Source organism: Ahrensia kielensis DSM 5890, from assembly GCF_000374465.1.
Taxonomy (GTDB): domain Bacteria; phylum Pseudomonadota; class Alphaproteobacteria; order Rhizobiales; family Rhizobiaceae; genus Ahrensia; species Ahrensia kielensis.
Genome location: NZ_KB894528.1, coordinates 1,096,058 through 1,119,558, shown reverse-complemented (window position 1 = coordinate 1,119,558; position 23,501 = coordinate 1,096,058). Strand labels below are relative to the sequence as shown.

The 23,501-nt window shown below is 48.9% G+C and carries 23 protein-coding genes and 1 riboswitch; of the genes, 17 read left to right on the top strand and 6 right to left on the bottom strand.

All coding sequences use genetic code 11. The features are described 5' to 3' along the window. Window positions 1–12 precede the first annotated feature (12 nt). The 4 genes from C504_RS0105625 to C504_RS0105610 form a co-directional block, all read right to left on the bottom strand. Window positions 13–459, bottom strand: coding sequence for a glyoxalase superfamily protein (locus C504_RS0105625; RefSeq protein ID WP_018688337.1), 447 nt, complete (start codon window positions 457–459; stop codon window positions 13–15). A 178-nt stretch (window positions 460–637) separates the two neighbouring features. Further along, entirely contained in the window at window positions 638–976 is a 339-nt protein-coding gene (locus C504_RS0105620) for a Lin0512 family protein (RefSeq protein ID WP_018688336.1), read from the bottom strand. Between the two features lie 57 nt (window positions 977–1,033). Next, complete coding sequence (locus C504_RS0105615) at window positions 1,034–2,080, bottom strand: helix-turn-helix domain-containing protein (protein ID WP_018688335.1); 1,047 nt, start codon at window positions 2,078–2,080, stop codon at window positions 1,034–1,036. A gap of 56 nt (window positions 2,081–2,136) precedes the next feature. Then, on the bottom strand, window positions 2,137–2,397 hold the full coding sequence (locus C504_RS0105610; protein ID WP_018688334.1) for a hypothetical protein: 261 nt from the start codon (window positions 2,395–2,397) through the stop codon (window positions 2,137–2,139). Window positions 2,398–2,701: 304 nt separating this feature from the next. On the opposite strand from C504_RS0105610, the gene C504_RS0105605 reads away from it, so the two are divergent. Both C504_RS0105605 and C504_RS0105600 read left to right on the top strand, forming a co-directional pair. Beyond that, window positions 2,702–4,072, top strand: coding sequence for an aspartate aminotransferase family protein (locus C504_RS0105605; protein ID WP_018688333.1), 1,371 nt, complete (start codon window positions 2,702–2,704; stop codon window positions 4,070–4,072). Between the two features lie 87 nt (window positions 4,073–4,159). Then, window positions 4,160–4,546 (top strand): hypothetical protein, encoded by a 387-nt coding sequence (locus C504_RS0105600; RefSeq protein ID WP_018688332.1) that lies wholly within the window; start codon window positions 4,160–4,162, stop codon window positions 4,544–4,546. Window positions 4,547–4,553: 7 nt separating this feature from the next. Here the strand turns inward: C504_RS0105600 and C504_RS0105595 are convergent, their stop codons facing one another. Beyond that, the gene (locus C504_RS0105595; RefSeq protein WP_018688331.1) at window positions 4,554–5,141 is read right to left on the bottom strand and encodes a DUF922 domain-containing protein; all 588 of its coding nucleotides are present in this window, start codon (window positions 5,139–5,141) and stop codon (window positions 4,554–4,556) included. 421 nt (window positions 5,142–5,562) lie between these two features. Between C504_RS0105595 and C504_RS17260 the strand changes: the two genes are divergently transcribed. The 6 genes from C504_RS17260 to C504_RS0105565 all read left to right on the top strand — a co-directional run bounded on the left by C504_RS17260 (window position 5,563) and on the right by C504_RS0105565 (window position 14,555). Next, entirely contained in the window at window positions 5,563–7,056 is a 1,494-nt protein-coding gene (locus C504_RS17260) for a cobyric acid synthase (protein ID WP_041951595.1), read from the top strand. A gap of 23 nt (window positions 7,057–7,079) precedes the next feature. Then, window positions 7,080–7,301, top strand: a riboswitch (cobalamin riboswitch). A 114-nt stretch (window positions 7,302–7,415) separates the two neighbouring features. Beyond that, window positions 7,416–7,955, top strand: a complete 540-nt coding sequence (gene cobU, locus C504_RS0105585; RefSeq protein WP_018688329.1) for a bifunctional adenosylcobinamide kinase/adenosylcobinamide-phosphate guanylyltransferase — start codon at window positions 7,416–7,418, stop codon at window positions 7,953–7,955. 3 nt (window positions 7,956–7,958) lie between these two features. Further along, the gene (cobW, locus tag C504_RS0105580; protein WP_018688328.1) at window positions 7,959–9,008 is read left to right on the top strand and encodes a cobalamin biosynthesis protein CobW; all 1,050 of its coding nucleotides are present in this window, start codon (window positions 7,959–7,961) and stop codon (window positions 9,006–9,008) included. 6 nt (window positions 9,009–9,014) lie between these two features. Next, complete coding sequence (gene cobN / locus C504_RS0105575; protein WP_018688327.1) at window positions 9,015–12,710, top strand: cobaltochelatase subunit CobN; 3,696 nt, start codon at window positions 9,015–9,017, stop codon at window positions 12,708–12,710. 1 nt (window position 12,711) lies between these two features. Further along, the gene (cobO, locus tag C504_RS0105570) at window positions 12,712–13,341 is read left to right on the top strand and encodes a cob(I)yrinic acid a,c-diamide adenosyltransferase (protein WP_018688326.1); all 630 of its coding nucleotides are present in this window, start codon (window positions 12,712–12,714) and stop codon (window positions 13,339–13,341) included. A 98-nt stretch (window positions 13,342–13,439) separates the two neighbouring features. Next, window positions 13,440–14,555 (top strand): hypothetical protein, encoded by a 1,116-nt coding sequence (locus tag C504_RS0105565; protein ID WP_018688325.1) that lies wholly within the window; start codon window positions 13,440–13,442, stop codon window positions 14,553–14,555. Here C504_RS0105565 and C504_RS0105560 read toward each other — a convergent pair. Continuing rightward, window positions 14,552–15,310: a TSUP family transporter gene (locus tag C504_RS0105560; protein WP_018688324.1), complete on the bottom strand. Its 759-nt coding sequence runs from the start codon at window positions 15,308–15,310 to the stop codon at window positions 14,552–14,554. The genes C504_RS0105565 and C504_RS0105560 overlap by 4 nt on opposite strands. Window positions 15,311–15,379: 69 nt before the next feature. Here C504_RS0105560 and C504_RS0105555 point away from each other — a divergent pair, with 69 nt between their 5' ends. The 9 genes from C504_RS0105555 to cobM all read left to right on the top strand — a co-directional run bounded on the left by C504_RS0105555 (window position 15,380) and on the right by cobM (window position 23,400). Then, window positions 15,380–15,823 (top strand): tellurite resistance TerB family protein, encoded by a 444-nt coding sequence (locus C504_RS0105555; protein WP_018688323.1) that lies wholly within the window; start codon window positions 15,380–15,382, stop codon window positions 15,821–15,823. 215 nt (window positions 15,824–16,038) lie between these two features. Beyond that, window positions 16,039–16,221 (top strand): DUF6732 family protein, encoded by a 183-nt coding sequence (locus C504_RS0105550; RefSeq protein WP_018688322.1) that lies wholly within the window; start codon window positions 16,039–16,041, stop codon window positions 16,219–16,221. Further along, entirely contained in the window at window positions 16,214–17,347 is a 1,134-nt protein-coding gene (locus C504_RS0105545) for a sirohydrochlorin chelatase (RefSeq protein ID WP_018688321.1), read from the top strand. The genes C504_RS0105550 and C504_RS0105545 overlap by 8 nt, the downstream gene beginning before the upstream one ends. Before the next feature lie 101 nt (window positions 17,348–17,448). After that, window positions 17,449–17,823: a polysaccharide biosynthesis protein gene (locus C504_RS18915; RefSeq protein ID WP_425393371.1), complete on the top strand. Its 375-nt coding sequence runs from the start codon at window positions 17,449–17,451 to the stop codon at window positions 17,821–17,823. 428 nt (window positions 17,824–18,251) lie between these two features. Further along, entirely contained in the window at window positions 18,252–18,884 is a 633-nt protein-coding gene (locus C504_RS18910; protein ID WP_281167581.1) for a precorrin-8X methylmutase, read from the top strand. Continuing rightward, a complete protein-coding gene (gene cbiE, locus C504_RS0105535; protein WP_018688319.1) occupies window positions 18,884–20,086 on the top strand; it encodes a precorrin-6y C5,15-methyltransferase (decarboxylating) subunit CbiE in 1,203 nt (400 codons plus the stop codon). Before C504_RS18910 ends, cbiE begins: the two co-directional genes overlap by 1 nt. Then, window positions 20,083–20,820, top strand: a complete 738-nt coding sequence (locus tag C504_RS0105530) for a precorrin-2 C(20)-methyltransferase (protein WP_018688318.1) — start codon at window positions 20,083–20,085, stop codon at window positions 20,818–20,820. Before cbiE ends, C504_RS0105530 begins: the two co-directional genes overlap by 4 nt. Further along, entirely contained in the window at window positions 20,813–22,630 is a 1,818-nt protein-coding gene (cobJ, locus tag C504_RS0105525; protein WP_018688317.1) for a precorrin-3B C(17)-methyltransferase, read from the top strand. Before C504_RS0105530 ends, cobJ begins: the two co-directional genes overlap by 8 nt. Then, window positions 22,627–23,400 carry a precorrin-4 C(11)-methyltransferase gene (gene cobM, locus C504_RS0105520; protein WP_018688316.1) on the top strand — a complete coding sequence of 258 codons (774 nt, stop codon included), beginning with the start codon at window positions 22,627–22,629 and terminating at the stop codon, window positions 23,398–23,400. Before cobJ ends, cobM begins: the two co-directional genes overlap by 4 nt. The last annotated feature ends 101 nt before the right edge of the window (window positions 23,401–23,501 follow it).

Genomic DNA, 23,501 nt, shown 5'->3' with positions numbered 1-23,501 from the left:
CTTTGTAGCTTTTCACCCGTGCACATGCCCAAGAATGGATAAATGCGGTTCGCCATCGCTGGTTTTTGCTGGTGAATCGCCTTTAATGTCGATTTGCGCATTGATGCGTTTTCTGAAAGCTGAAAAGCTATCAAATGTGACAACATCAACAGCTTCATCCAAATCAAGCGTCACACGGAAATAAGCCCCGCCGCCTTGCTCTGTCACCGATAGAACGCGGCCTGTGAATGGCTGTTTGAGATATGTGCCACGCACATGATCGCCAACTTGTACCGAAATATCTGGATAATTTGAGAGCAGGGCCGCAGCGGTGTTCCAGTCTCTGTAGCCTAGTTCTTTGGCAACCAACTCAAGTGCTTGGCCGTGCGATAGCTGATAGCCAATTTTTGACTGTTCAACCCGCATTTGCCGTGCGCGGAATTTGGCACGCTGTAGTGGTGTGTTATTGTTCGATTGCATTCTTGCCTCCGTTGAGGCGGTCTTTGAAGTGGGGCTCACATTACCACATGACCGCAATAAACGGGATGCAGAATTCAACTTTAAAAAGGTTTCACCATTTTCAGTGAGCGGCAGGCACCTCAAGCCCAAGGCGGCATTAGCCTCAATCTTGCTTGCTTGTCAAATCCAAAGATGATGCTCAAATATCGAGCCAAACTTGCACAGCGGCAACTGCCATTGTCGTCACGCCGCCAGTATCGGGCTTTCCTTGGTCCAGCCCGCCAATTTCAGCTGTGACCGTTATGTCGCCATAAGGGAAGACTTTGGCGACTTCTGCCGTGTCCACGAGGTCTGGCTTTGCAATGCCGATGACGCATTTAACGACCATCTCGGACGGGTCTTTATCAAGTGCATGGGCGACAGTAAGCGAGTTGCGATAGAGCGCATCTTTGACGGCGCGTATTGCTGCCTTTGTGTAATCCTGACCACGCAGATCAACACCCATACCAAATTCAGTTGCAAATCGTTTTAGCGCCATAGTGCTTCGTTCCTTTGCTAAAGATGCGTTGTGCTGTGCTCAGTTTTTAGCCAGCGATTATGCCGTTTGAGTAAGATTTTGTTCTCTAAATTCCGTCGGACTTTGTCCTGTTCTTTCACGAAAAGCACGGTTAAACGGTGCCAGCGACGTGTAGCCTAAATCAAAGGCAAGGCTGGTGATTTGCTCGCGCGCAAAGCTTGGTTCGGCAAGCCGCTTTTTCGCGTCCGCTATACGATGATCATTGATAAAGGCGGCGAAATTTCTGTAGCCGAGACCATTGTTGATCAGTTTGCGCAGACGATGTTCTGGAATGTTCATCTGCGTGGCCAATTGACCAATTGAAAGGCCGGAATGCAAATAAGCACCTTCTTCCATGAGGTCGCGCAAACGCCCCAGATCAATACGGTCTGCCGCGCTTAGTTCTTCAGTATTTAAGGTCAAGTTTTGTGCGGATGTTGATATTGGCAACAGGGATTGACGCAATGTCAAAACAGATATGACCAAAATAATGCCGACACCTAAAATCGCGCTCGCAACGGTGAGGCGGGCAACAGCATGCTGTATTTCTATTGTTTCAAGAATTTCAATGCCGATAATTGCAACGCCGATAAGTGGAACAAGTACGCGCATGGCACGCCCAAAGTAGCGCCTTGAAGCCACAAGATCATCGCGGTAGCAGCAGCGAACTCTTTTAATGGTCCAGCCCATAAGCAGGGTCACGATGATGACTTGCAGCGTTTTTGCATAGATTGCTATAGGCGGAAACGGGATGCAGATAAGATAAAGAGTGCCGATCAAAATGAGCGGGACTGATTTGTACCAACGCCATCTATAATGATCATCATGTAATGCTTCAATAAAAAGCCAGAAAAAAGCAGGCGATAACATGCCGAGCATTTTAAATGGGATGATGTATAGCCCCATTGCTTCGCGCACGATGGGGAGTGCGACGACTGAATAAACAGCTGCGCCTGCCAAAAACAGGCTGCCAAATGCAGCGGCAGCGGTAATCGGGCGCCTTGCGAGGAGCTGTAAAATTAAAGCCATACAAAGGGCAGCGGCGCCGCCTCTCATAGAGCTTTCAATGAGTTCGATAATCGTCATTCAAGTCAGATATATCAGCAGCGCTCAATTTAAAAGAGCACTGCTGATAATGGCGCTTATATGCCGAAGTTGCCGGTGGGGGCACTAGGGAATTGTGGGTTGGGATTTCCCTTAGTGATGCGGCAAACAAAGTCGGCACCAAGCGCAGACGGATCACATGTTTTAATGCTGCCAGTTGCTTGGTTGTCTAGTTCTACAATTTCAGCGTTTTGTTTCGGTGCTTTAGTGTCAGCGCTCGCTGTTGTGATACCCATTTGCATTGCTGCAATAAGTGTAATCGCTGCGATTGCTGTTTTATTCTTTTTGAGGTCAAACATCTTGTGTCCCTTTCGTTTAATAAATTCGATGGGCTAGAGATGGTTGATCTATTGGCTTCGTGCTGCGCAGATTTGAAAACAGTTCAGTCATTTTCAAAAACGATCAGAGGTTTTTAAAAATGATTTACCCTCAACCGACATTTGTTGATTGCCAAGTTTTGTAGCTCTGATAGGTTTCTGTCATGAGATTGAAAACCACAACATTATCACGCCATGCTGAGCTTTTATTGCTTTGCGCACGGATCGGCTATTCGCCGCCGAATCTTTCCTGATTCATTAATCTTCACAATTTCAGGAACTGATCATGACTTTTCAAAATTATTCGACTGAACAACTTCAAAAAATGGATGCTAAACATCATTTGCATCCCTTCACTGACCACAAAGAATTACGTGATGCTGGTAGCCGCATCGTTACACATGCCAAGGGTGCCTTTATTTATGATAGCGAAGGCAACGAGATTCTCGATGCTATGGCAGGGCTTTGGTGTGTTAATATTGGCTATGGATTTGACGAATTAGCGGATGTTGCCGCAGAGCAAATGCGCGAATTGCCATATTACAATTCATTCTTCAAATGCACGACGCCAACGCCGGTTTTGTTGGCAGAGAAAATTGCATCGCTTGCACCTGATAATATGAACCAAGTATTCTTTGGCTCATCGGGCTCTGAGGCTAATGATACAGCGCTTCGTTTGGTGCGTCATTTTTGGGTGCTGGAAGGCAAGCCAGAAAAGAACATCATTATATCGCGCGATAATGCCTATCATGGTTCCACCGTGGCAGCGACTTCGCTTGGCGGTATGAGTGCAATGCACGAACAACTCAATGGCGCTGTACCGAACATCAAACATGTGATGTGTCCTTATTATTATGGACTTGCGCAAGAAGGTGAAAGCGAAGAGGCATTTGGCCTACGTGCTGCTAAAGCCGTGGAAGATGCAATTCTCGAAGCTGGACCTGAAAATGTGGCGGCGTTTATTGGCGAGCCAATTCAGGGAGCGGGCGGGGTTAAAATTCCACCGGCGAGCTATTGGCCTGAAATTCAGCGCATATGCGAAAAATACGACGTGTTGTTGATGCTGGATGAAGTGATTACCGGCTATGGCCGCACTGGCGATTGGTTCGCGGCACAGTCGATGAATATCAAAGCGGATACGATAACAACGGCAAAAGGCCTCACATCGGGTTATATGCCTTTGTCTGCACTGATTGTTGGTGACCGTGTCGCCAAGACACTGGTTGAAAAGGGCGGTGAGTTTTATCACGGTTATACTTATTCAGCGCATCCTGTTGCCTGTGCTGTCGGGCTTCGCAATTTGGAAATCATTGAACGTGAAGGAATGATTGAGCAGGTTCGTGATGAAACGGGTGCTTACCTGCTCAAGAGCCTTCAAGATAAGATTGGCGATCATCCTTTGGTTGGTGAAATCCGCGGAAAAGGCTTTTTGATTGCGATTGAAATCGTCAAGGACAAGAAAAGCAAATCGCGTCACGAACCATCGGGTTCTGGGGCGAGTGCTGTGCGCGATAACGCAATTGCCAATAATATTATGATGCGTGCTGTTGGTGATACGATGATTATGTCACCGCCATTGATCTGGACTCGCGAACATATTGATATGGCCGTTGAGCGGGTTAAGGCTGCACTTGATGGGGCTATGAAAACACTTTAGTAGCGCCTATGCTGCACTGCAGCGCGATAAAGCTTGATTTTATTGCGCTGCAGCATTATGTGTGATTTCCAATGATCGGAGATCACTATGTTTACGCCTGTTGACTTATTCGACTTATCACTCAAAAGGCGTTCATCCGGTATGGATGTTATGGTGCTTGCACCCTGGGTTATCGCCATGCGTATGCCAGCTTTGGCGTATGAAGTTGCGACACCTTGGCTTGCTAAAGATGGCAAGCGGGGCGGTGAGGGCGAATTGGCTCTAACCGAAAAAACAGATGCCCTGATGGAAAGTTATAATGCGGCTCAAGCTGAGATGATTTCAGCATGGAGCGCACTTGTTATCGGCGCTATGCGCGGCGAAGTTCCTAATGCCCAAGGAATATCCAAATCACTTCAAGATATTTCGGATGCGAGCATTGAGCCAATGGCTAAACGCGTTCGGGCAAATTACAAAAGACTACGAAAAGGCTGAATTTGACTTAAGCATCCTCAAACAGGGCTGCTAGTCGTTTCTGCTCAATAGCATCGAATCGTTTTTGAGCGCGGTCATGACTGCGCAATATACGTTTGAATGTTTTTTCGGCCACTTTATCAAGCTTTTCGCATGTTTTATGCGTTGGAAGCGTCATTAGGCTTTCGCCTATTTGTTTGGCAAATTGTTCTGCAATCTTTACGTGCATCTGCTCGTGAAGTTTTGCATATTTCGAAAGTCCATCCCAAGCGCGGCGCAAGTCACGGTCTTTCGATGCGCGTCTGTCTGCCCAGCGCGGTAATGTAATATCAGCCTTCACACGAAATTTTGCAGTCTTGAAACTGCAACCAGCTTTTGTGGTTTCTTGTAAGAGGGAAACTGGCTCAAAACTAATCGCAGCCGAGGCAAGCGCATGGCCGCTCAATGGCCCTTTGACGCGAAGCTCGCGGTCGATTTGCGCGCCTGTTTGCCCGTTAACTGTATAGAAGCTCGTCTTAACGGCTGGGCTTGTGCTCACGCATCCGAAAAGTGACGTAAGGGCAATAAAAATACAGCCTTTTTTCAATTTTGGCCTCATCGCCATGAAAGTGATCATCGAAGCTCCTTTGATTCTTCAAGAGCATTCAGCACTTGCCTGACAATATCAATGTAAGAATTGCATGATGCGCAGATGATTGTGGAAATCGTTAAAAAGTGTAAACAAAAAAAGTCATAAAAAGTGCAAAATTTAGACTTGGTTAAGGTCTCAATAACCTCGTGGTAACGATGTGTGTTTATAGATGTGAGGCAAGGCGTTCAATACAGCCTGCTCCGGATCAGGTACTGCGTACCGGAGAGAATTTCGCCACAGCGTATTTGTGGTAAGTTTTGAGTACTAACCGCATTGCAACACATAGTTGCGATGCGGTTTTTTACTTTAAATGAAGTGCGCAAGAAATTTATGTGCCGCTGCGTCATCTCTACGGCAATATATATTTGCGCTTTTCGCTCATGATAAATTGAGCTACGCGATTATCATGACACTTTCTATTATGTTGCAGGGTACAGGCTCGGATGTTGGCAAGACCGTATTGGTTGCTGGCCTTTGTCGTGCGCTTAAAAATCGCGGCATGAAAGTTCGTCCCTTTAAGCCGCAAAACATGTCGAACAATGCAGCTGTTGCCGATGATGGCGGTGAGATCGGACGAGCGCAGTGGTTGCAAGCGCTGGCGTGCGGTGTCGCGCCCAGTATTCACATGAACCCCGTATTGTTAAAGCCGCAATCGGAAGTTGGCAGTCAAGTCGTTGTGCACGGTAAGGTAACCGGAAGCGCAAAGGGGCGGGATTATCAAAAACTAAAACCCAAATTACTCGGCGCCGTTTTGGATAGTTTTGAGACACTCAAGCAACAAGCAGACATTGTTGTTGTCGAAGGTGCAGGTTCACCAGCTGAAATCAATTTACGCGCTGGAGACATTGCCAATATGGGATTTGCGACCCGTGCAAATGTACCTGTTATATTGGTTGGCGATGTTGATCGGGGCGGCGTGATTGCTTCGCTTGTAGGAACACACACAATTTTACCAGATCAAGACCGCGCTATGATCGCAGGTTTTCTTATCAATAAGTTTCGCGGCGATGTTTCGTTGTTTGATGATGGTTTAACGGCCATCACCGAATTTACAGGTTGGCGCGGATTTGGTGTTGTGCCCTGGCTTGCAGAGGCTGGAAAGCTGCCAGCGGAAGATTCTGTGGCGCTGGAGACATTGGTACGGGCTGCATCAGGCAAGGCTTTGCAAGTCGCGGTGCTGGTCACGGACCGTATTTCCAACTTTGATGATTTTGATCCGCTGATTGCCGAGGATGATGTGGATGTTCATTTCATTCGCAAGGGTGAGGCTATTCCTGCCGACTCGCAAATCGTTATCTTGCCCGGTTCTAAGTCAACCATTGCTGATTTGACGTGTCTACGCGCAAATGGATGGGATGTTCAATTATATGCGCACGCAAAGCGCGGCGGGCATATTGTTGGTATTTGCGGCGGCTATCAAATGCTCGGGCTGAAGATCGCTGATCCCAATGGTATTGAGGGCGCTGCTTGCACCATTGATGGGCTTGGCTTGTTGGATATTGAAACGATCATGTTGCAAAAGAAGAATGTGCGCAATGTGAGTGCACATAGTCCGGTGTTTGACGTACCATTGACGGGCTATGAAATTCATATTGGTGAAACGTCTGGTGCGGATTGTCAGCGTCCGACAAGCATAATTGATGGACGTGCCGATGGCGCTATGAGTGCGGATGGAAAGATAATGGGCACTTATCTTCATGGTTTTTTTGATAATGGTGCGTTTCGGCGTGCTTGGCTAGCCAGCTTCGGTATTGCTTCAGCTGGCGGCAACCATTTGGACAGTGTTGAAAAGACGCTTGATGATCTTGCAGAACGCTTAGAACAATTGCTGGATATTGATGCGATGCTGGCTGTTGCCAAACGCTATGAACAGAAAACTGCCTTACCCTCTTCAATTTGATTGACGTTGCTTGCAACAAAGACCTAATGTTGGCGTGCAATGGTTCTAAAAATGCTTATGCATTTTTGGATGAAAAGGGAATGTGACAGGCGAACCCAAATCGGGCGCCTTTATCACTGCCGACCCCGCGACTGTAGAATGGTAAGCACACCGCGTCTTTATGAGACACCACTGGGATAGCCCGGGAAGGTAGATGTGCCGGATAAACCATGAGCCAGGAGACCTGCCTTTGCGATTGATCTGATAGGGCGGGCGTCCTGTATCGGGCCAGATGTGTAGGCAGTTGGTTTGTGCTGGCAGTCTTCACCTTTAGGTTCGTTCAATGCGCTTGCTATGAAACGCAATGAGATGAACCGGACATGAGCGCAGCTTCTAATTTTGAGACAAAAGGTCGAGTAACGCTTGTTTTGGGCGGTGCGCGCTCGGGTAAATCTACATTTGCCGAAAAACTCGTCTTAAAGAGCGGTCTTTCACCTCATTACATTGCAACGGCGCAAATCTGGGATGAGGAAATGCGCGCGCGCATTGATATGCACAAAGAGCGACGAACCGCTGGCTGGACTAATATTGAAGCACCTGATGATCTGGAAGCTGCACTGCTAGAGGCCGATGGTGAAAATCATATCATTCTTGTGGATTGCCTCACCTTATGGGTGACCAACCTTATGATGGGACAAGCCGATATTGCGGCGCGTTCGCAAATATTGCGCTCAGCATTGAGCGACATGAAAGCGCCGGTCGTACTTGTCAGCAATGAGGTTGGGCTGGGCATTGTGCCTGAAAACGACATGGCGCGCGCGTTTCGCGATCACGCTGGACGACTACACCAAGAAATAGCCGCTATGGCGGATGAAGTTTATTTTATCGCAGCGGGATTACCGCTGAAAATGAAGGGCTAAACTATGTTGAACGCAAAAATTCCTGCCACCGTGATTACTGGGTTTTTAGGGGCAGGTAAAACAACAATGATCCGCAATCTGCTGCAAAACGCTAATGGCAAGCGCATTGCGCTGATTATCAATGAATTTGGTGACCTTGGCGTTGACGGCGATGTGCTGAAAGGCTGCGGCATCGATACATGCACCGAAGATGACATTGTTGAGCTGAACAATGGTTGTATCTGCTGTACCGTTGCGGACGATTTTATTCCAACAATGGAAAAATTGTTGGAGCGTGAAAACCGCCCTGACCACATTATCATTGAAACGTCTGGTCTGGCGCTGCCGCAGCCGCTTGTTGCAGCCTTTAACTGGCCAGAAATCAAAACGCAGGTCACTGTCGATGGTGTTATCACTGTGATTGATGCTGCTGCTGTATCTGAAGGGCGCTTTGCGCATGATCATGATAAGTTGGATGCACAACGTGCGGCTGACGAAGAGCTAGATCATGAAAGCCCGCTTGAAGAATTGTTCGAAGACCAAATCCGTGCCGCAGATATGATCGTGTTGAATAAATCAGACTTGATTGATGCTGACCGTCTTGAGGCTGTGGTGGCCATTGTTCAAAGCCAAACAGATCGCGCGCTCAAAATAGTGTCTGCTAAACATGGCGAATTGCCAATTGAAGTGCTGCTTGGACTTGGTTCGGCGACAGAGGGCGAGATTGAAAACCGTAAGTCTCATCATGAAATTCACCATGCGGATGGTCATGAGCACGACCATGATGAGTTTGAAAGCTTTGTTGTTGAGACAGGCGAAATTGCCGATACGGAAAAGTTTATTGCTGGGCTTAAAATAATCATTGCGGCTCATGATGTGCTTCGATTGAAAGGTTTCTGTGCTGTTCCGGGCAAGCCGATGCGTTTGGTTGTTCAAGCTGTTGGGCAGCGTATTGAGACTTATTTTGATCGTGCTTGGCAGACAGACGAAACGCCTTCATCACGTTTGGTGGTTATTGGTTTGCATGATCTGGATCAGGCCGCAATTGCTGCCGAAATCAAAGCTGCGGCTTAATCCAACATGCATTTATTGCTGGCGCAAAAAGGCTCGCTAACGGATGGCGATGGGGAGGCGATTGATCTTGGTCAGTCGCCCGCAGATATTTGCTTTTTATCTTCTGCTGATACCGAACTTGCGAGCCTTTCGGAAGCTGCAGATGCGACCGCGTGCGATAGTCTTCGATTAGCCAATATGCTTCAACTCAAGCATCCAATGTCGATTGATGCATGGATGGAGCGAACGGGCAATAAAGCAAAGCTTATCGTTGCGCGTCTTCTTGGCGGGAAAACCTATTGGAATTATGGTGTTGAAGCGCTGATGATGGCGGCGCAGCAACATGGGGTTCGCATCGCTCTATTGCCCGGCGATGATAAGCCAGATGCTGAGCTTGCTGATTTATCGACTATTTCAGTTTCCGATTATTGGGCGCTGTGGCAGTTTCTCGTGCAGGGCGGGGCATCGAATGCGCAAAGCTTTTTAGGTGCTTGCCAATCAATCGTGGATGGTCAGCCGATTGATGAAGAAGCGCGTCCGCTACTCAAAGCTGGGCTGTTCGGCGCGTTTTATACAAGCGAACAAGATCAACCGACTGCAGCAATTATCTTCTATCGTGCCTTGTTGCAGTCGGGGCAAACGGCACCCATTCATGCGCTTTGTAAAGCACTGCAAGAACGCGGTGTTCGCCCGTTACCGATTTATATATCCAGCCTTAAGGACGAGGTGAGCGTTGCGACTGTTGCGCAATTGTTTGAAAAACATGCGCCAGATGTTGTTTTAAACGCGACCGGATTTGCGGTTTCTACGCCCGGTGCAGACCGCAAGAAAACGGTGCTTGAATCCACCGGCGCGCCGGTGCTTCAAGTCGTGCTCTCAAGCTCAGATGAGGCAACATGGACAGCTTCTACCCAAGGGTTAAATTCACGCGATTTGGCGATGAATGTTGCCCTGCCTGAGGTCGATGGGCGGGTGTTGTCGCGGGCTATTTCTTTCAAATCTGCCGACGCGTTTAATGAGCGTGTGGAATGTAATATCGTTGCTCATAAGCCAGTTGCTGACCGTGTTGATTTTGTCGCTGATCTTGCGGCCAATTGGGCGCGGCTCAAGCGTACTCAGAATGAAGACAAACACATCGCCATTGTGTTGGCGAACTATCCTAACCGCGATGGGCGCCTAGCCAATGGTGTCGGCCTTGATACGCCCGCTGGAACAGTTGAGGTGCTGCGCGCAATGCGTGATGCGGGGTATAATGTTGGTGATATACCTGTTGATGGCGATGCGTTGATCGATCATTTGCGGGCGGGCCCAACAAATGCTGCTGTTGATGTGCGGGAAATTCGCGAAACGATTTCCTTTAATCAATACAAGGAGATGTTCGCAAAACTTCCCGTTCAGATTCAAGATGAAGTCGCTGCGCGCTGGGGTGCGCCAGAAAATGATCCGTTCTTTGTCGATGGTAAATTTGCGCTACCGCTTGCGCGCTTTGGTGAAACGCTTATCGGCATCCAGCCCGCACGCGGCTATAATATTGATCCGAAAGAAAGCTACCATTCGCCGGATCTTGTGCCGCCGCATGGTTATCTGGCGTTCTACATTTATCTGCGCGAAATCTATGGTGCGCATGCGGTCGTTCACATGGGTAAACATGGCAATCTGGAATGGTTGCCGGGCAAGGCTTTGGCGCTTTCTCAAACCTGTTATCCAGAAGCTGTGTTTGGCCCATTGCCGCATATTTATCCGTTTATCGTCAATGATCCAGGCGAGGGAACGCAAGCAAAGCGGCGAACCTCTGCTGTTATTATCGACCATCTGACCCCGCCGCTCACACGCGCCGAAACCTATGGGCCTCTTAAAGATTTAGAGGCGCTGGTTGATGAATATTATGATGCTGCTGGAAATGATCCGCGCCGGCTAAAACTCTTAAAGAAGAACATACTCGAACTCGTGCGTGATATCGGTCTTGATAAAGATGCGGGTATTGCCAAACAAGACCGTGATGATGCTGCGCTGGAAAAGCTGGATGCTTATCTGTGTGATCTCAAAGAGATGCAAATTCGTGATGGTCTGCACATTTTTGGCCTTGCACCAGAAGGCCGTTTGTTGACCGATTTGGTTGTTGCATTGGCACGTGTTCCGCGCAGTGCAGGCGAGGGAAAAGATGCGAGTTTGCAGCGGGCAATTGCTACTGATTTTGCCCTTGGAGTTGATCCATTGGATTGCAATCCGGCCCTGCCGTGGGACGGTGAGAAACCGCGCATTCTCATGGAGGTGTGCGACGATGTTTGGCGCACAAACGGGGATGCGATTGAGCGCATAGAACTTTTTGCGGCGCAATTGGTGAGCGGCGAAACTGCTTGTGAAAACCAATGGACAAATACACGAAACGTTCTTGAAGAAATAAACCAGCGTATTCGTCCTTCCGTTGTGGTGTGCGGACAGGCTGAACTGGACGGTATTTTGACCGCGATGGGCGGGCAGTTTGTTGAACCTGGACCGTCTGGTGCGCCAACACGCGGGCGGCCCGATGTTTTGCCGACAGGGCGGAATTTTTATTCGGTTGATACACGTGCCGTTCCAACTGAAACAGCTTGGACGCTCGGCAAAAAATCTGCCGAACTTTTGATCGTGCGTTATATGCAGGATAATGGCGAATGGCCAACGAGCTTTGCGCTCACTGCGTGGGGCACATCCAATATGCGCACGGGCGGTGATGACATTGCGCAGGCGCTTGCGCTAATCGGAGCAAAGCCAATTTGGGACGGCGTATCGCGCCGTGTTACTGGCTATGAAATTATTCCAACATCGGTGCTCGGACGGCCACGTGTTGATGTGACTTTGCGCATATCTGGCTTTTTCCGTGATGCTTTCCCCGATCAGATTGCACTGTTTGATAAAGCGATACGGGCGATTGGCACATTGGATGAAGATGAAGCTGACAATCCGATTGCTGCACGTATGGCAAAAGAGTGCCATGCGCTTGTCGGTAAGGGTATGGATTTGGTGACGGCTCAGGCGCAATCCGGCTACCGCGTATTTGGATCAAAACCCGGAGCCTATGGCGCTGGTCTTCAAGCGCTTATTGATGAAAAGGGATGGGCTGACAAAGCTGATCTTGCCGAAGCCTATATGGTTTGGGGCTCTTATGCCTATGGTGCGAAGGCTGAAGGCGAAGGCGCGCGCGGCATTTTTGAAACGCGGCTAAAGAGCGTGGAAGCTGTTGTACAAAATCAAGATAACCGCGAACATGATTTGCTCGATTCTGATGATTATTATCAGTTTGAAGGTGGTATGAGTGCTGCTGTAGAGCACCTCAAAGGCGAGCAGCCTATTGTCTACCACAATGATCATTCGCGCCCTGAACGGCCTGTCATTCGCACGTTAGAAGATGAAATTGGCCGTGTTGTGCGTGCGCGTGTTGTCAATCCAAAATGGATCGCAGGCGTGATGCGTCATGGTTATAAGGGCGCATTCGAGATGGCGGCAACAGTGGATTACATGTTTGCTTTTGCTGCGACAACGGGCGCGGTGAAAGACCACCATTTTGATGCTGTTTACAATGCGTTTCTGGTAGATGATGCTGTTCGTGAATTTATGGAAGCAAAAAACCCTGATGCGCTGCGTGAAATGGCCGACCGGCTGAATGAAGCAATAGAGCGCGGTCTATGGACGCCGCGCAGCAATTCAGCCAAATTTGATTTAGATGAGATAGTTGGAGCTTGATATGAGTGAAGAACAAAAGCCTGTGGTTGACGATGTTGCAAAACACAACGCGAAAATGGCGAAGAAAAAAGCTGCGCGCGATAAAATCATGGCAACCAAGACCGATGAAAAAGGCCTTGTCATTGTTCATACGGGCAAAGGAAAAGGCAAATCCACAGCGGCATTTGGTATGATTTTCCGCAATATTGCGCATGGGCGAAAATGCTGCGTTGTTCAGTTTATCAAGGGCGGCATGTCCACCGGCGAGCGCGATCTCATTCTGGCCAAGTTTGGAGATGTTTGTGGTTTTCATACGATGGGCGAAGGCTTTACTTGGGAAACACAGGACAAATCACGCGATATCGAAATGGCCCAAGCAGCGTGGGCAAAGGCCAAAGAAGAGATTTTAGACGAGAGCAATCACATGGTTTTGCTCGATGAAATCAACATTGCTATTCGCTATGATTACATCGACATCAATGAAGTCGTTAGTTTCTTGAATGAGCACAAACCTCATATGACGCATGTGGTTCTAACTGGCCGTAATGCAAAAGAAGAATTGATTGAAGCGGCCGATCTTGTAACGGAAATGGAGCTGATCAAGCATCCTTTCCGCAGTGGTATTAAAGCGCAAATCGGCGTGGAATGGTAAGCAAAATCTATGGTGATCAGTTTTAATATTACTGTTTAAATTTTGTAATTCTTAATATTCCCATTTTAAACTTCCTCTGCAGAACGCGGGGGAAGTAAATGGAAATCCAACCTATTAGTTCGATCGAATGTGTGTTGTTGCACACCCGCTTCTCGCCATTGGCGTCTGAAAAAATCACAGCACATATCGCGAATTTAGCGGCGTTACTTGGTTGTCGCGGCGATTGCCATATGATTTCCGAATTGGGCCAGCCGCCCGTTTTTACTGTTGGTGATTACCGGATTACGATTATTCAAGAGAATAAGCCGTTGCCGATTGAAGGCTTCGGTGGGTGTCTTCCGCAACCTATTACAAAAATGATGATGCCGGATGCGGAGCAGCGTGTCGCTAACCACAGCGCTCATAGCTTTGTGAAGATTGCGCGTAACCTTGCTTTGCATGATTATGATATTGTGCCAAATCTTGACGATGAGACGTCTGAGAATTTTGTTTCAACACAAGATTCATTGCGCGCTATGACGCTTGCCTACCGGATTGCAGATGTCATGCATCGCAACAATCAGGCGGCGGCTTTCCACTGGCTGCCAAGCGATTATCTGGTTTCGCCGCAAGCTTTTGAACAGGCAGGCAGTGAGGCTTCCCTGACTAGCTTTTTCATCCGCCCTTATCTTTATTCAAGCGACGGCTATATTAATGATCAAGGGCCGGTTGGAATGGTGGCGAATGGTTCGCAATATTTGCTGCCAAAGCCGGTTATTTTCAAAGAAGCCAATGTTTCATATGAGTGGATGATCAAGCGTTCCATTCAGTTTATCGATATGGCTATCAAAGCGGATGCGGTTCCTGCAAATGGTGCTCCTTTTGGTGTTGCAGAAGGTGAAATTATCGAAGTGTTTCATCAGCCGCCGGAACCTGCAAACCCGATGGGCGCTTTCATGTTGGTGCCGCGCAATGTGCCTAAATATGGCATCAAGGGTGGTTTGCACTCCATCTTGAAAGAGGATGTGCTTGAAAATGATATAGAAGAGCGCGCTCTTGGCGAGTTGAATAAAGATGATCCGATTGATCTGGCGATCTTAAATGCACTGCGTGAACGAATGCAGGAAGCGCAAGAACCAACTGTACTTCCACGGGTTCAAGATCGCCGCATGGGACCGCGTGAAACCCATGGGGCCGCTACATTTGGAAAGCGCAAAACGTTCGGCAAGCGCTAGTAATATTGATCGAAGAGTAGTTTTGCTGCCAAGGCTATACAGGTCAATGTGAGCAGCGGTTTAATAATGCGGGAGCCTTGCTTCATCGCTAGTCTTGCGCCGACTTGAGCGCCTGCAAATTGTGCAATACCCATCAAAATTCCAAGCTTCCAAACCACTGCGCCAGCGATTGCCAACACGACGAAGCCGCCAATATTTGAAGCAAAATTGAGAAGCTTTGTGTGCGCGGTTGCTTTTAAAATGCCAAAGCCAGAAAGAGTTACAAAAGCAAGCATGAAGAAGGAGCCAGTTCCTGGGCCGAAAAAACCATCATAAAAGCCGATAAGCGGCACTAATGTTGCCATGAATACAAATGGCGTTAGTCTTTGGGCGCGGTCAACATCGTCAAGGCCAGGTTTGAACCAAAAGAAGAGTGCTATGGCGATCAGTAGCGCAGGTAATATGAGGCGAATGTTTTCCGATGGAAGCTGTGTAATTAATATCGCCCCAATGCAGGCCGCTAACCCTGATATGATAGCAGGAACGATTTGCTTTTTTAGGTCCACATGGCCTTTAGATGCATAGGTGTAAGCAGCGGAGCCAGAGCCGAAAAGCCCCTGTAGTTTATTGGTGGCCAAGGCTTGAAGCGGCGGCAAACCTGCAATGAGTAGCACCGGCAATGTGACAAGACCGCCACCGCCTGCAATTGAATCAATGAAACCAGCAAAAAAGGCTGCGAATACTAACAGGATGATGATTTCATTGCTTGCTGACATATCATTCCATGATCATAGTAAGCTTGTATTGGCAAGTGCTAAACTGCCGAACACGGATTGGGGGATCTAATGGGCGACGAAAAACCGCAAAGTCTTTTTGCTAAAGTTAAATCAATGATTGAAACGGATAAAAATGTCCGTTTGGTTGCGGGCGATCCGACGCTGAGTGCGGAGCTCTTATTGCTTTTTCGAATGATTTTGGCTGATGGCACAGTACGTGAAGTCGAGATTGATATGCTCAAACGCATATGCGCAGAAGAATTTGACGTCACGCCCAGTGCGCTTGATGCCATATATAAATATCTTGCCGATATGGCCTATGAGACGTCCGCAACACAATCAGCTGAAATGTTTAAAGAGCTCAGCCTCGAACGCCGCCAAAAATTGCTTGATCATATGATTGCAATTGCTGAGGCCGATGGTGAGCTAGTAACGTCAGAAGTTAAGCTTATCGAGCGAACCGCGACACTGCTTGGATTCGATTTAAAATCGCATGGGCCAATTGCCGATTAAAAACTTTTGCATCCTGAGTTTCTATGATTGACCCATAGGTTTTTAATGCCTAGGTTCGACCGATTACCGGTGGTGCTATTTATGATGGCCAGAACGGGGTTTGTTAATTGGTTGACCCAGCTCGGGGACCTTGAACAAACGCTGCCGAACTGAAGATCTTGGTTCTTAATTGAACTCGAGTGCCCTTGGTAATGCCAATAGCAATTGAGGGACTTATGATGCTTAGAATTTTCGTTACACTTCTTTCTTCCATTCTTGCAACGAACGCATTTGCGCATGCTGGCCATGTTGAATTTAAAGATGGCCATGGGCATCATCTGCTCTATGCCGGTGCTATCATTGCTGTTGCAATTCTTGCTGCTCTTTATGTAAAGTTTGGCAAATCAAACAATGTTTGAGAACGCGCCTGACGGCAAAAAATACGGTGTCATGATCTGCGGTCATGGCAGCCGTAACCAGAATGCGGTTGGTGAGTTTGCAAAGCTTGCCGAACGTATGCGTGAGCGGTTTCCCGATGTGCCCGTTGACTATGGCTATTTGGAATTTGCCAACCCTGTTATTCACCAAAGCATTGATGCGCTTAAAGCCAAAGGTGTGAACCATGTGTTGGCTGTGCCGGGCATGTTGTTTGCTGCTGGTCATGCGAAAAATGATATTCCGTCAGTGCTGAATACATACCAAGCGCAAAACCGCGACATCACTGTCGATTATGGCCGCGAACTGGGCATTGATATGCGGATGATCCGCGCTGCAGGCGCACGAATTAAAGAAGCGCTTGTCGCTTCTGGCTGGAAAGAGGGCGAAAGCCTGCATGATTCCATGCTGGTTGTTGTCGGACGCGGTGCTTCTGATCCTGATGCCAACTCCAATGTTGCCAAAGTTATGCGTATGCTTTGGGAAGGCTTGGGGTTCGCATGGGGCGAGACAGCCTATTCTGGCGTTACGTTTCCGCTGGTTGAGCCAGCGCTCGAACATGTTTCTAAACTTGGGTACAAACGTATCGTTGTTTTCCCATATTTTCTTTTTACCGGCGTATTGGTCAAACGTATTTACACGCAAACCGATAGTGTTGCTGCAAAACATCCCGATATTGAGTTTATCAAGGCTGGTTATTTAAACGACCATGATTTGGTGATCGACACGATGGTTGAGCGCGTTCGCGAAATCATTGAGGGCAGCAACAATATGAACTGCCAGATGTGTAAATATCGTGAGCAGGTTCTAGGGTTTGAAGCTGAAGTTGGTTTGGCGCAAGAAAGCCACCATCACCATGTGGAAGGAGTTGGCGGCGCGCCCGTCAATTGTCCATGCGATGGTGACTGTGATGCGTCATGTCGTGATGAGGCATTTTGTGCCAAGCACGGCCTTGAGTGGACGCCGGTTCATTCGCACGACCATGACCATGATCACGCACACGACCACGACCATCACCATGACCACGCTCATAGCCATGATGATCATCACCATCACCCATATCCGCAGGCAGACCACCCGCTTGGTCCGCGCACATTGAAAAAGAACTGAGCACACTGCCGTGGCGCTGTTTGACAGATATTTGATTGTGGATTGGTCTGCAGCGAACGCACCCAAAATGGGTAAAGACTCAATTTGGGTTGCGTTGTGCGATGGCACTGAGTTGCAATGGGTGCGTAATCTGGCAACGCGGTTTGAAGCTATGGCGCTTGTTCGGGAGGTTATTGCCGACAGTTTGGCTACCCGTAAACGCCTTTTTGCTGGCTTTGATTTTGCCTTTGGTTATCCGCAAGGTGTTGCCGAGCGTATTAGCGGTGCTGCAGATTGGCAAAGTGTTTGGGAACGGTTTTCGGCACTTGTTTCAGACAATGCTGACAATCAGTCAAACACATATGAAACAGCTGGAATCCTCAACCAAACGGCTTTTGACGGCGTGGTTGATGGTCCGTTTTGGGGACATCCACACCAGCATGGGGAGCGTTATCCCGGTCTTGCGCCAACAAAACCAAGCCATGCTTTTGGCATGATCCGCGAGTTTAGGCGCGTGGAGCGGGTTTACAAAAGCGCAAAATCACTATGGCAAATGGCAGGTGCTGGCGTCGTCGCTGCGCAGTCGATGACAGGTATAAAACATCTGCAATCTTTGCGCGAAGATATGGCGCTGAAAGATCATATTGCTGTTTGGCCTTTTGAAACAAAATTTAATGATGATCTTTCAAAGTCGGTTGTGATCGCAGAAATTTATCCGTCAATTTTTCCGATTGAACAGGGCGACGACGAGGTCAAAGATGCGGCGCAAGTGCGCACGGTGGCACAGGTGTTTTCACAAGCCGATGCGCAGGATGGCTTTGCCTATTGTCTGTCATGTCCTGAAGATTTGAACGGTGCTGACCGTGCGGTGGTTGAGCGCGAAGAAGGCTGGATTGTGCGTGCGCCAAAAGTTCAGACCACCGGATTGGATTACATTCGTGATCCTGCAGAAATTTATAAGCAGTCCTTTGCGACGGTGATGCGCGAGGCGAATTTGTCGAGTCTTCCCAGTGATATGCGCGAAGTTGCTGTCAGATTGATTCATTCTTGCGGGATGATCGATGTCGTTGATGATATCGCTTTTTCGACTGGTGCGGTGAAGGCTGGAACGGCTGCGCTTAAAAATGGTGCGCCGATTATTTGTGATGTTGAAATGGTGCGTCACGGCATCATCAAACGCCATTTAATGCATGACAATAAGTTGCTTTGCGCGATTGCTGATGAGGCAACACGCACCCTCGCTGGCGACATGCAAAATACGCGCAGCGCAGCGGCTATGGATATTTTGAAAGATCATTTGGGCGGTGCAGTGGTGGTGATTGGTAATGCGCCAACGGCCCTTTTCCGGTTGCTTGAATTGATTGATGATGGCGCGGAGAAGCCAGCGCTGATCATTGGTATGCCTGTCGGATTTGTTGGTGCGCTTGAAAGTAAGGAAGCGTTGATCGCAGATAGTCGCGGAGTGCCTTATATCGCTGTGCGTGGTCGCCGCGGTGGCAGCGCAATGGCATCGGCTACGCTTAATGCGCTTGCTGGCGGCTTGAAAGGTGGTCTTTGATGAGCACAGCTTGGCTTAATATTATTGGCATCGGCGAAGATGGTATTGACGGTCTATCGCAAGAGGCGCGTGCGCTGATTAGCGCTGCGGAAATAATCATTGGCGGTGATCGCCATCATAAATTGGCAGATGCGCCGAACGCGACGCGCATTAAATGGCCGTCACCTTTTGATGCGATGATTGATACGATTAAAAGCTATAAGGGAAAGTCTGTCGTTGTTTTGGTGACGGGTGATCCACTTTGGTATTCGGTTGGGGCACGTATTGGCCGCGCTATTCCAGTAGCTGAAATTTCTTATCACCCACAATTGTCTGCCTTCCAATGGGCGGCGGCTCGGCTTGGCTGGTCCTTGGCAGATGTTGAAACGCTGACCGTGCATGGCCGTGCGGCTGAACAGATCGTTCCATATTTTGCGCCTGATGTGCGTTTGCTCATTTTGACAAAAGACAAAACATCGCCTGAAACGGTCGCAGAACTGCTTGTTGATCGCGGCTATGGCGCATCTAAAATGACTGTACTTGCCGCACTTGGCGGCCCAAACGAGGCGCGGTTTGAAGGTGTTGCAGAAAGCTGGAAGCATGATGTTCCAGATTTCCACACTTTGGCCGTTGAATGTGTTGCTGGGGCAGGGGCGCAGATATTGCCGCGCACTGGTTTGCCCGATGATGCCTTTGTTCATGATGGCAAAATGACCAAGCGTGCTGTTCGGGCGTTAGCACTGTCTAAGCTCGCCCCAACACGCGGCGCATTGCTGTGGGATATTGGCTGTGGGTGTGGCTCTATTGCAATCGAATGGATGCGCGGTGCACCAGAAGCGCAGGCTATTGGTTTGGAGCCGCGCGAAGATCGCCGTGCGATGGCGCAGCAAAATGCTGCCCAGCTCGGCACGCCCAAGCTTAAATTAGTGGACGGGCAAGTGCCTCACTCTTTGGGTGGGCTGCCTGCGCCAGATGCTGTGTTTATCGGCGGCGGCTTATCAATGGAGACTGTCGCGGTTTCAATTGATGCTTTGAAACCTCATGGCCGTCTTGTTGCCCATGCTGTAACGCTTGAAAGCGAAGCTGTGCTGCTGGAAGTTTTTGCAAAACATGGCGGCGAGTTGCAACGTATTTCCGTGGAAAGTGTCATTGATGTTGGTTCTTTTCACGGTTGGAAACCTTCTATGTCAGTGACGCAGTGGTCATGGAGTAAAGACCTATGAGCGGTAAACTTTATGGCGTGGGCGTTGGGCCGGGTGATCCGGAACTTATTACGATCAAAGCGCACCGTATTTTGCAATCCTGTCCGGTTGTTGCTTATCCGGCACCTGATAGCGGGCAAAGCTTTGCTCGGTCTATCGTTGCCGAATATCTAAGTGCTGAACAAATTGAACTTCCCATCATTGTGCCGATGCGTGTTGAGCGGTTTCCTGCCGCCCAAGTGTATGATGAAGCATCTAAAAATATTGCGGCGCATCTTGATGCTGGCCGTGATGTGGTGGTTCTTTGTGAAGGTGATCCGTTCTTTTATGGGTCCTTCATGTATGTTTATGAGCGCTTGGCTGAGCGCTATGACTGCGAAGTCGTGCCGGGTGTCTCATCTATTATGACGGGTGCTGCGATGAGCGGCATTCCGCTTGCTGCGCGCAATGATGTTCTGACAATCCTACCTGGACCATTGCCGGATGATGAATTGCGTGCACGTATTAATGCGGCTGATGCACTCGTCATTATGAAAGTTGGCCGCCATCTTGCGCGTATTCGCACATTGATGGGCGAAATGAACCTGCTTGATAAGGCCGTTTACCTTGAGCGCGTGAGCCTTGCCGAACAACGCACCATGCGCCTTGCAGATATGACGGACGAAACCGCTCCCTATTTTTCTATGATCACGATTTACAAAGGCGCAGAGCCTTGGATCGACACCGTTAATATGAATGTGACCAAATATGACTAAGCAAACTGCCATTATTGTGCTGAGCGAATCTGCGCTACCGGTTGCGCGAAAAATCGCAGAAGCAACAAACGGCGTTATTCACGCGCAGAAAAAACGTGTATCTGGCGCTGAATTGACGCCAATCGACGATCTGCGTGCACATGTTCAAGCGCTGTTTTTAGATGGCACGCCCATTATTGCCGTGATGGCTTCGGGCGCATTGATACGGTTGCTTGCGCCTGTGCTTAGCGACAAAATGAACGAGCCAGCTGTGCTTGCTGTTTCTGAAAATGGGGCAAGCATTGTGCCGCTTTTGGGTGGGCATCATGGTGCCAATGATTTAGCGCGTGAGATCGCAGACGCATTGAATGGTTTTGCAGCTGTGACCACGGCAGGCGATGTGAAGTTTGGTGTTGCACTTGATAATCCGCCCGATGGTTTTGTTCTGGCCAATCCTGAAGCTGCAAAAGAAGTTATGGCTTCCCTTGTCGCTGGCGCAACGGTTAAGCTGGAAGGCCAAGCTGAATGGCTGACGGCAAGCACATTGTCATTTTCTGATGATGGCGCTGTATCAATTGTGGTTACGGATCAAACCTATGCGCCAAGCGCAAACCAATTGGTTTATCACCTTAAAAACATCGTTATTGGTGTTGGCTGTGAACGTGGTTGCCCTGCCGAAGACTTGCAAGAGTTAGTTTTAGCGCAGTTGAGCAAGGCTAATCTTTCGCAGCATTCCATTGCGTGCATCGCTTCGATTGATGTTAAGTCAGATGAAGCAGCTGTTCATGCCTTGGCAAACCATTTCAATGTTCCTGCACGGTTCTTCGATGCAGCTACATTGGAAGCGGAGACAGCGCGATTGCAAAACCCGTCCGATGTGGTTTTTGCCGAAGTTGGCTGCCACGGTGTATCGGAAGGTGCAGCATTGGCATCTGTTGGCGACGATGGTGATTTGATTGCCCCGAAAGCTAAAACTAAAAAGTCGACATGTGCGATAGCGCGTGCCGCAAAACCAATGACGGCGCTTGCAGGCCGGGCGCGGGGCACTGTGTATGTTGTCGGCATTGGGCCTGGATCAGAAGCATGGCGTTCGCCAGAAGTCAGCCGCATGGTTTTGAAGTCCACAGACCTTGTGGGCTATTCGCTTTATCTTGATCTGCTTGGACCATTGGCCAATGGCAAACAGAGACACGATTTTGATCTTGGCAAGGAAGAAGACCGTGTGCGCCATGCGATGGAGCTTGCAGGCGAGGGCAAAGATGTTGCGCTCGTATGTTCCGGTGATGCAGGCATTTATGCGATGGCGACTTTGATCTATGAGCTTTTCGATAAGGGCGGTATTACGGATGCTGCGCAGCGCATTGAAGTTATTTGCTCGCCCGGTATTTCTGCATTGCAGGGGGCAGCGGCACGTTCTGGTGCACCGCTTGGCCATGATTTTTGCACGATTTCATTGTCTGATCTCTTGACGCCTTGGGCCGATATTCAAAGGCGCGTTCGCGCTGCTGGTGAAGGTGATTTTGTGATTGCCTTTTACAATCCAGTCTCAAAAAAGCGCCGAACGCAGCTTGCTTGGGCGCGTGATGAATTACTCAATCATCGCCCTGCCACTTCGCCTGTTATTCTAGCAACCAATCTTGGCCGTGAAGGCGAAAAGGTGCGCATTGTGCCGCTCGGCGAATTGAATGTTGATGATGTCGACATGTTGACGGTCGTTATTGTTGGTTCATCAGATAGCCGTGTTGTTACGACCGGCGATGGCAAATCATGGGTTTACACACCGCGCGGTTATAGCGGCAAAGACACAACACAAATGGAGAGCACACGATGACCGTCTATTTTATTGGCGCGGGACCGGGCGCGCCTGACCTCATCACTGTTCGCGGATTGCGGTTGATCGAAAATTGCCCTGTTTGCCTTTATGCAGGATCATTGGTGCCAACAGAGATTGTCGAAGCTGCGCCAGATGATGCGTTGGTTATGGATACCGCGCCAATGCATCTTGATCAGATCATTGAAGAGATCAAAAAGGCGCATGCGCTTGGCCAAGATGTTGCCCGTGTTCATTCCGGTGATCCGGCGATTTATGGCGCTGTAGCTGAACAAATGCGCCGTCTTGATGTGCTTGGTATTGATTATGATGTTGTGCCGGGTGTGCCAGCTTTTGCTGGTGTTGCTGCAAAGCTTAAGACCGAGCTTACATTGCCGGAAATTGCACAAACGATCATCGTGACCCGCACAGGCATGAAAGCTTCTGCGATGCCCGACGGTGAACAACTTGAAATTCTTGGGCAATCTAAAGCAACGCTTGCGATCCATTTGTCGATCAGAAATCTGGATTATATTCGCCGTTCGCTAGAGCCTTATTATGGGGATGATTGTCCCGTGGTGATTGCTTATCGCGCGACATGGCCCGATGAGCTATATATCAAGACAACGCTGGCGGGGATGAAAGAAGAAGTGCGCAAGCATAAAATTACGCGTACAGCGCTGATTATGGTTGGTAAAGTTTTTGGCGATGTCGAGTTCCGCGATAGTGATCTTTATAATGCTGATTACGCCCATGTGCTTCGAAATAAAGGGAAAAAGAAAGCGAAATAACCTGGCGGGTATGCGTCTCGCAAAATTTCGTTTTCCCAGTCTGGAAACCGCTATCACTTTTCTTGAAACTGTTTGTTGGCCCTGTAATGGTCACAAACCGG

Coding starts and splice junctions, on each gene's coding strand:
- C504_RS0105625 (WP_018688337.1), bottom strand. CDS start 459: ATGCAATCGAACAATAACACACCACTACAGCGTGCCAAATTCCGCGCA.
- C504_RS0105620 (WP_018688336.1), bottom strand. CDS start 976: ATGGCGCTAAAACGATTTGCAACTGAATTTGGTATGGGTGTTGATCTG.
- C504_RS0105615 (WP_018688335.1), bottom strand. CDS start 2,080: ATGACGATTATCGAACTCATTGAAAGCTCTATGAGAGGCGGCGCCGCT.
- C504_RS0105610 (WP_018688334.1), bottom strand. CDS start 2,397: ATGTTTGACCTCAAAAAGAATAAAACAGCAATCGCAGCGATTACACTT.
- C504_RS0105605 (WP_018688333.1), top strand. CDS start 2,702: ATGACTTTTCAAAATTATTCGACTGAACAACTTCAAAAAATGGATGCT.
- C504_RS0105600 (WP_018688332.1), top strand. CDS start 4,160: ATGTTTACGCCTGTTGACTTATTCGACTTATCACTCAAAAGGCGTTCA.
- C504_RS0105595 (WP_018688331.1), bottom strand. CDS start 5,141: ATGATCACTTTCATGGCGATGAGGCCAAAATTGAAAAAAGGCTGTATT.
- C504_RS17260 (WP_041951595.1), top strand. CDS start 5,563: ATGACACTTTCTATTATGTTGCAGGGTACAGGCTCGGATGTTGGCAAG.
- cobU (WP_018688329.1), top strand. CDS start 7,416: ATGAGCGCAGCTTCTAATTTTGAGACAAAAGGTCGAGTAACGCTTGTT.
- cobW (WP_018688328.1), top strand. CDS start 7,959: ATGTTGAACGCAAAAATTCCTGCCACCGTGATTACTGGGTTTTTAGGG.
- cobN (WP_018688327.1), top strand. CDS start 9,015: ATGCATTTATTGCTGGCGCAAAAAGGCTCGCTAACGGATGGCGATGGG.
- cobO (WP_018688326.1), top strand. CDS start 12,712: ATGAGTGAAGAACAAAAGCCTGTGGTTGACGATGTTGCAAAACACAAC.
- C504_RS0105565 (WP_018688325.1), top strand. CDS start 13,440: ATGGAAATCCAACCTATTAGTTCGATCGAATGTGTGTTGTTGCACACC.
- C504_RS0105560 (WP_018688324.1), bottom strand. CDS start 15,310: ATGTCAGCAAGCAATGAAATCATCATCCTGTTAGTATTCGCAGCCTTT.
- C504_RS0105555 (WP_018688323.1), top strand. CDS start 15,380: ATGGGCGACGAAAAACCGCAAAGTCTTTTTGCTAAAGTTAAATCAATG.
- C504_RS0105550 (WP_018688322.1), top strand. CDS start 16,039: ATGATGCTTAGAATTTTCGTTACACTTCTTTCTTCCATTCTTGCAACG.
- C504_RS0105545 (WP_018688321.1), top strand. CDS start 16,214: ATGTTTGAGAACGCGCCTGACGGCAAAAAATACGGTGTCATGATCTGC.
- C504_RS18915 (WP_425393371.1), top strand. CDS start 17,449: ATGGCACTGAGTTGCAATGGGTGCGTAATCTGGCAACGCGGTTTGAAG.
- cbiE (WP_018688319.1), top strand. CDS start 18,884: ATGAGCACAGCTTGGCTTAATATTATTGGCATCGGCGAAGATGGTATT.
- C504_RS0105530 (WP_018688318.1), top strand. CDS start 20,083: ATGAGCGGTAAACTTTATGGCGTGGGCGTTGGGCCGGGTGATCCGGAA.
- cobJ (WP_018688317.1), top strand. CDS start 20,813: ATGACTAAGCAAACTGCCATTATTGTGCTGAGCGAATCTGCGCTACCG.
- cobM (WP_018688316.1), top strand. CDS start 22,627: ATGACCGTCTATTTTATTGGCGCGGGACCGGGCGCGCCTGACCTCATC.